This is a genomic window from Herbiconiux daphne (assembly GCF_024979295.1).
GTDB classification, from domain to species: Bacteria; Actinomycetota; Actinomycetes; order Actinomycetales; family Microbacteriaceae; genus Herbiconiux; species Herbiconiux daphnes.
Window position 1 is genome coordinate 1 of record NZ_JANLCJ010000255.1, and the last position, 846, is coordinate 846.

Below are 846 nucleotides of genomic sequence, written 5' to 3' on the forward strand. Positions count from 1 at the left end.
TCAGATTGCCCAAAGGGCGGTCATGAATCCCGCTCAGGGTTCTCAGATAGATGATCCTACACAAGGACAAACACCTGCTGTTCAGAATTTAAGTGGGGGTGGAAGTCAGGGAGGCATTGGTGTTAGTATAGGTGGTGCTCAATCTAAGCCTATCGGGGAAGCACAATCAACTGATACTGGTGCTAGTCTACAATTCAGTAGATCTTTCTAGGGGGGAATAATAATGGCAGGATATGGAACTGATTCCTATATTTCATGGAAACAAGCTGATGATGCTAGATTAGCACAACAAGCTAACCAACAAAATCAAAACATACAGAGTGGCAATCGTATGATGGGAACGACAACGACAGCAGGCAGTGATATAGGCTCTGCAATTATGAGTGCTCGGTATGGTAGTGATTGGGACAAACAGCAAGGGGCTATTCCCACTCCACAAGAACAAACGCCACCTGATACAAATTTGGCTTCTGGACAAGGCTATAAAGGTATCATACCTACTGGACAAGATCAGCAATATAACCAGTCTGAAACAAGTGTTCAGCCTACTAATGACCCAACAAGTCAAGCTGGAGGTGCTGATGCTGCTGCTGCTCAACAAAAAGAAATTGATAAAACTAGCCAACAAGTAGCTGACCAAGCTGCTAAAGGTGGCGTAGCAGTTCCCGCTGTTGATACAAATGACCCTGCATCAGCGTTTGCTGCTCGTAACCAGAATATAAATGCTGGTGTCGGTAATCCCATAACTGGTACTAATACCCCCAAAATGCCTGCTCCTTTAACAGAGCAACAGCAGAAAAATAATGCTCTTGATAAGGCAGGTCAAGAAACCTTCCAGTCAATGAA

General features: G+C 44.4%; 2 protein-coding genes. Both read left to right on the forward strand.

Features of this window, described 5'->3' with window-relative positions; genetic code table 11:
* A partial coding sequence (locus N1032_RS24455; protein ID WP_259543110.1) for a hypothetical protein occupies window positions 1–211 on the forward strand: 211 nt, incomplete at its 5' end.
* Window positions 212–223: 12 nt separating this feature from the next.
* Window positions 224–846, forward strand: a 623-nt coding sequence (locus N1032_RS24460; RefSeq protein ID WP_259543111.1) for a hypothetical protein, incomplete at its 3' end; no start/stop codon positions are given.